The sequence below is a fragment of the Roseomonas sp. TAS13 genome, assembly GCF_001950415.1.
Taxonomy (GTDB): Bacteria; Pseudomonadota; Alphaproteobacteria; order Acetobacterales; family Acetobacteraceae; genus Roseomonas; species Roseomonas mucosa.
On record NZ_BDLP01000285.1, the window covers coordinates 1 to 5793 of the forward strand.

Here is a 5793-nt window from a genome sequence, read left to right on the forward strand (position 1 = left end):
CCGCGCCGCGCCCGGCCTGGATCTCCATGGCCCGCTGCACCGGGATGCGGACCAGGCCCCGCGCCCGGTCCACCCAGCCATAGCCCTCCAGCCCCTTGCGCTGCTCCGCCAGGAAGCGCGCGAGGTCGCCGCGCGGATCGGTCTGCAGTTCCGGCGCCGGGAAATCCTGCGGCTGGGGCGGCTGGTTGGTGCGGATGCCGGTGCGGCTATAGACCCAGAACAGCCCGCCCATGCCCAGCAGCAGGAAGAGCAGCGTCCCGAACCCCACTAGCAGCACCGCGCGGGGGTACAGGTCCAGCGGCTCGCGCGTGCGGATCTCCTCAGCCATGGCGCAGCCCCTCCCGCGCCGGCGCGGCGGGGCGCCGCAGGCGGGGTGCCAGCACGCCCCGCACCAGCCCGGTCCAGGCGCCCCCCACGGCGACGAGGCCGAGGGCCCCGCTCAGCAGGCTCCAGGCGCCGAAGCCCGGGCCGGCCAGCCAGAGCAGGTGCAGCCAAAGCCCCGCCAGCACCCCCAGCCCGATGCGGGCCAGCGCCCCGGGGCTCCGCCGCCAGGAACGCAGCATCGGCCCGCAGAGCGGCAGCAGGCCGGACAGCAGCAGCGCCGCCGCCAGCACCCAGGGCCAGGGCGCCTCCCGCCGCAGCAGGAACCAGGCGGCCTTGTCCGGCAGGTTGCCGTACCAGGCGGTGAGGTACTGGACATAGGTGAGGTAGAGCGTGCCCAGCGCGGCGGCCACCAGCATCCCGGCGAGATCCCCGGCCCGGCCCGGCTCGCCGCCGCCGGCTTCGGGCCGCAGGACGACCGCCCAGGCGAGGCCCGCCAGCATCTGCATCACCAGCAGCCCCAGCGCGAAGGCGGTGGAGTGGTAGCGCGGGTCGATGGACAGCAGCCAGTCCACCGACAGCATGGTGAGCAGCACCACATGCAGCAGCAGCGCCACCGCCCCCAGCGCCGTCCGCGCCGCGCCGCGCAGCAGCACCAGCAGCGGCGCCAGGGCGGACCAGAGCAGCAGCGAGACCCCGCCGCGCAGCAGGGCGCCGGGCGGGTTCAGGTAGAGCGCCGCCACATCCGCGTGCAGGACCCGTGACGGGTCCGCCACCCAGGGAAAGAGCGCCGGCATGGCGAAGGCCAGCGGCAGGGCGAGCAACAGGAAGAGCGGCAGCGCCGCCACGGCGGGCACCAGCGCCCCGTCCAGCGCCGCGCCCCAGTGGCCGCCGGTAAGGGCATGCACCGCCAGCAGCACGAAGGCGCCCAGGGAGATGCCCAGCCAGAAGAGCAGCCCGGCCAGCCAGCCCACCGCCGCCAGCCCCGGCGAGAGCAGCAGGCCCCAGCCGAGCAGCAGCAGCGCCGCCACAAGGCCCGCCAGCACCGGATGCCAGCCGGAAAGCAGGGCAGGCGCCCTCAAGGCCCCGCCTCCCGGATCGCCCCGGCGGCTTCCGGCGCCTCGGCCAGGGTGGCGTGGCGGGAAAGCTGCAGCGTGCGGAGATAGGCCACGATGGCCCAGCGGTCCTCGGGTGGCACGCGGGCGGCATAGGAATACATCACGCCATAACCCTCGGTGATGACGTCGAAGAGATAGCGGGCGGGCACCGCACGCAGGCGGCGGGTGTGGAAGGAGGGCGGCGGCGGGAAGCCGCGCTGCACGACCATGCCGTTGCCCTCGCCCGACAGGCCGTGGCAGGGCGTGCAGAAGATGCCGAACCGCTCCTGCCCGCGCGCCAGCAGCGCCGGGGTGACGGGCGGCGGCGCGAGGGCGGCGGCATCGCGCGCCCGGTCGCCCCGCGCCACCGTGCCGGCCGGGATGGGGCGCGCGGTGGTGCCGTCCTTCCAGACCCCGGTCTGCTCGTAGGTGTCCATGCGGCGCTGCTGCGCCATCTCCTGCTTGCAGCCCCCCAGCAGGAGAGACGGCAGGAGCAGCGGCAGCAGGAGGACCGGCGCCCTCACGCCGCCACCGCCCGCACGGAAAGCGGCCCGAGCCCGTCCAGCAGCGCCGCGAGGCGCGCCTCGTCGGCCCGTGGATCGGCCACGGAAAGAAAGAAGCGGTCCTGGCTGGCGCGCTCGAAATCCTTTGCCTCGAAGAGCGGATGGTGCAGGCGCGGCAGGCCGCTGGCGAAGAAGAACCCGGCCACCCCGGCCAGCACCGCGGCCAGGATGCCGCCCTCGAAGCTCAGCACCAGATAGACCTGCCAGGCATGGTGCGGCCGCCCGCCGACCAGCAGCGGATAGCCGTGCACGGAGGCGTACCAGCACATCAGATAGGCCAGCGCCGCCCCCGCCAGCCCGGCGGCGAGCATCAGCACCCGGAGCCGGGAGCGCGGCAGGCCCAGCGCCTCGGGCAGCCCGTCCACGGCAAAGGGCGTGTGCGCGTCGATCGGGTGCAGCCCGGCCTCCCGCGCCCGCCGGGCGGCGGCCAGCAGCGTGTCCGGATCGCGGAACTCGGCGATGAGCAGCGGCGGCGGGCTCATCCCTCCCGCCTCCGCCGGTGCAGCAGCTTGCCCATGTCGTGCATCGCCACCACCGGCAGCAGGCGCGACGCGGTCAGCATCAGCAGCGCGAAGAAGCCCAGCGTGCCCGCCAGCAGCCCCCAGTCCCAGGGCGTCGGGTGGAAGACGCTTTCCGTCGCCGGCAGGTGCGTGTGGGACAGCGTGTTCCAGATGATCAGGATGCGTTCCAGCCACATGCCGATGTTCAGCACCACCGCCACCAGCACCACGAACCAGATCCGCCGCCGCAGCGCACCGATCCAGAAGAGCTGCGGCACCAGCACGTTGCAGGCGAGCATGGCGAGGTACAGGGCCGTATAGGGGCTGTTGAACAGGAAATGCAGGTGCGCGCGTTCCGACGCGTCGCCGCCATACCAGTCGTTGAACCATTCGGTGCCATAGGACAGGCCCATGGCCAGCGCCCCGGCCAGCACCACCCGCGCCATCACCTCGAAATGGCGCGGCGTGATCACCGCCTGCAACCCCAGCCCCCAGCGCATCGCGGCGGCAAGCACGATCACCATGCCGAAGCCGGAAAAGAGCGCGCCCACCACGAAATAGGGCGGAAAGATCGACTCCGACCAGCCAGGCATCAGGCTCGCCGCGAAATCCAGCGCCGCGACGCTGTGCACGGAAACCACCAGCGGCAGGGCGATCATCGCCATGGCGCGGTACACCGTGTCGTGCAGCTGCCAGTGCCGGGCGGAGCCGCGCCAGCCCAGCGCCAGCGCGCCATAGATCCGCCGCCCCGCCCGCGTCTGCGCCCGGTCGCGCAACGTGGCGAGGTCCGGGATCAGGCCCAGGAAGAAGAACAGCACCGAGAAGACCAGGTAGGCGACGATGGAGGCGGCATCCCAGACCAGGGCGCTGTCCCATTGCGGCCAGAGGCCCATCGAGTTCGGATAGGGGATCACCCAATAGGCGCGGTAGGGCCGGCCCAGGTGCAGGATCGGGAACAGCCCGGCGATGGAGACGGCGAAGATCGTCATCACCTCGGCGAAGCGGTTGATCGCCGCGCGCCAGGGCTGCCGTGTCAGCAGCAGCGCCGCCGAGATGAAGGTCCCCGCATTGCCGATGCCGATCCACCAGACATAGTTGGCGATGGGGAAGCCCCAGACCACCGAGGTGTTGTTGCCGAAGATGCCGATGCCCTGGGCGAAGAGCCAGGTGATGATGGCGGCCATCATCAGCGTCACCAGCAGGGCGAGCAGGAAGGCGATGCGGTAGCGTCCGCCCGCCTTCTCCCGCAGCAGCGGGTCGGCGACGGTGCCGACCAGGGAGCCGTAGCTGGCCTCGCGCGGCAGCAGCCCGTCGGTGGCGCCACTCATGCCCCGTCCTCCAGCCCCGGATGAGGGTTTCGCACGGCGCCGAGATAGGTGGTGCGCGGCCGCGTCCCGAGCTCGCCCAGCAGCGCGTAGTGCTGCGGCTCCCGCCGCAGCGCCGCCACGGCGGAGCCCTCCGCCTTCAGGTCGCCGAAGCCGATGGCCTGGGCCGGGCAGGCATTCTGGCAGGCGGTGCGCACCTCATCGGCGTGGAGCGGCCGGTCCTCCTTCTCCGCGACGCGGCGGGCGGCGCTGATGCGCTGGGTGCAGTAGGTGCATTTCTCCATCACCCCGCGCGCCCGCACCGTCACCTCCGGATTGTGCTGCGCGGCCACCACCGGATCGCCGAGGTTCGCGTATTCCTGCCCGTCATTATAGCCGAAGAAGTTGAAGCGCCGGACCTTGTAGGGGCAGTTGCCCTGGCAGAAGCGGGTGCCGATGCAGCGGTTGTAGACCTGCACGTTCAGCCCCTCGCTGTCGTGCACCGAGGCCGCGACGGGGCAGACCGGCTCGCAGGGCGCCTGCTCGCAATGCATGCAGGGCACGGGCTGGAAGCCGGGGCGCGGGTCCGCCTCCGCCTCGCCCTGCCAGTAGGTGTCCACCCGCAGCCAGGCCATGTGGCGGCCCCGCGCCACCTCCTCCGGCCCGACCACGGGCACGTTGTTCTCCGCCTGGCAGGCGATGACGCAGGCGTTGCAGCCGATGCAGAGCGTGGTGTCGATCACCATCGCCCAGGCCGGGAAATCCGGGGCGGGTTGCCGGGGCAGCAGGCTGGGCAGCAGGCTGGGCGGCGTGGCCGACGGCGGCGCCTCGCGCCCGGCCAGCTCCTCCAGGCCGAAGGCGCGGAACAGGCTGTGCCGGTCGCCCTCCAGCCCATGCGCGTCGAGCGGGCGCAGCACCTCGCCCCGGTGGCCGGTCTTCGCCAGGGCGAGCCCCGCCCCGCCCCAGGGCGCCCGGCTGTCGCGCAGCGCATAGGCATCCGCGCCCAGCCCGTCGCCGATCGAGCCCGCCCGCCGCCGCCCATAGCCGAGGCTGAGCGCCGCCACGCCCGGCGCCATGCCGGGCAGCGGCAGGACCGGCGCCTCCAGCCGCCGCCCGCGCCAGTCCAGCGCCACCCGGTCGCCCGCCTCCAGCCCGCGCCGCCGCGCTTCCTCGGGCGCGAGCAGCAGGGCATTGCCCCAGACCTGCCGGGTCAGCGGCTTCGGGCATTCCTGCAGCCAGGCATTGTTGGCGAAGCGCCCGTCCCAGCAGGCAGGGTCGGGGCGCAGCGCGAGGACCAGCCCGGCCTCCGGCAACACGGCGCGGAGTTCCGGCAGGCGCGGCTCCGGCGGCGCCACCGGGGCGGGCGCGCTGTCCGGCAGCACCCCGTCATGCAGCGCCTGCCGCCACCAGTCCTCGAACTCCGCCCCGGACCCCGTGCCCCGCCAGGTGGCGCGGAGCTCCGCATAAGGGTCGCTGTCCAGCCGCCCGAGCAGCGCGGCCAGGGCCTGGGCGGGCGAGACCGTGTCGTGGAGCGGCTTGATCAGCGGCTGAGCGAGGCTGGCCGTGCCCTCCGTGGCCCGGGCATCGCCCCAGTCCTCCAGCGGATGGGTCATCGGCACGTGCCAACGGCAGGCGGCGGCGGTCTCGTCAAAGGAGCCGCCGAGATGCAGGGTGAAGGCGCCGCCCTTGCCCAGCGCCTCCGCGAAGCCGAGATCGGCGGGCGCGTCGTAGACCGGATTGCGGTCCAGGATCAGCAGCGTCTCCACCGCCCCGCCACGCAGGGCCTCCGCCAGCGCGGCGAGGTCCTCCGGCGCCCGCTCCGCCAAGGGCTCGCGGTACTCCACCGGGGCGCCGAGACGGTGGTTGGCCCAGTGCGCCAGCGCCTGCACCTCCGGCGGCTGCCAGGGGCCGGCCAGCACCAGCCCTTCCCCGGGGCGGGCCCGCAGATCGGCCAGCGCGGCCTCCAGCCAGCGCGCCACGGCGGGGTCCAGGGCCGGGGCCTCCAGCG

At 73.7% G+C, this 5793-nt stretch carries 6 protein-coding genes; all 6 read right to left on the reverse strand.

The window, feature by feature from the left end; genetic code table 11:
• On the reverse strand, positions 1 to 328 hold a 328-nt coding region (locus tag ROTAS13_RS18170; protein ID WP_075823026.1), incomplete at its 3' end, for a hypothetical protein.
• Positions 321 to 1403 (reverse strand): hypothetical protein, encoded by a 1083-nt coding sequence (locus tag ROTAS13_RS18175; RefSeq protein WP_083755599.1) that lies wholly within the window; start codon positions 1401 to 1403, stop codon positions 321 to 323. The genes ROTAS13_RS18175 and ROTAS13_RS18170, both read right to left, overlap by 8 nt.
• A complete protein-coding gene (locus tag ROTAS13_RS18180) occupies positions 1400 to 1942 on the reverse strand; it encodes a cytochrome c (protein WP_216348681.1) in 543 nt (180 codons plus the stop codon). The genes ROTAS13_RS18175 and ROTAS13_RS18180 overlap by 4 nt, the downstream gene beginning before the upstream one ends.
• Positions 1939 to 2463: a DUF3341 domain-containing protein gene (locus ROTAS13_RS18185; protein ID WP_058390040.1), complete on the reverse strand. Its 525-nt coding sequence runs from the start codon at positions 2461 to 2463 to the stop codon at positions 1939 to 1941. The genes ROTAS13_RS18180 and ROTAS13_RS18185 overlap by 4 nt, the downstream gene beginning before the upstream one ends.
• Positions 2460 to 3809, reverse strand: coding sequence for an NrfD/PsrC family molybdoenzyme membrane anchor subunit (nrfD, locus tag ROTAS13_RS18190; RefSeq protein WP_075823027.1), 1350 nt, complete (start codon positions 3807 to 3809; stop codon positions 2460 to 2462). The genes ROTAS13_RS18185 and nrfD overlap by 4 nt, the downstream gene beginning before the upstream one ends.
• Positions 3806 to 5793, reverse strand: a 1988-nt coding sequence (locus tag ROTAS13_RS18195) for a 4Fe-4S dicluster domain-containing protein (protein ID WP_075823028.1), incomplete at its 5' end; no start/stop codon positions are given. The genes nrfD and ROTAS13_RS18195, both read right to left, overlap by 4 nt.

Excerpts from the sequence above, each read along its gene's own strand:
- nrfD (WP_075823027.1), bottom strand. The coding sequence starts at position 3,809 with ATGAGTGGCGCCACCGACGGGCTGCTGCCGCGCGAGGCCAGCTACGGC.
- ROTAS13_RS18185 (WP_058390040.1), bottom strand. The coding sequence starts at position 2,463 with ATGAGCCCGCCGCCGCTGCTCATCGCCGAGTTCCGCGATCCGGACACG.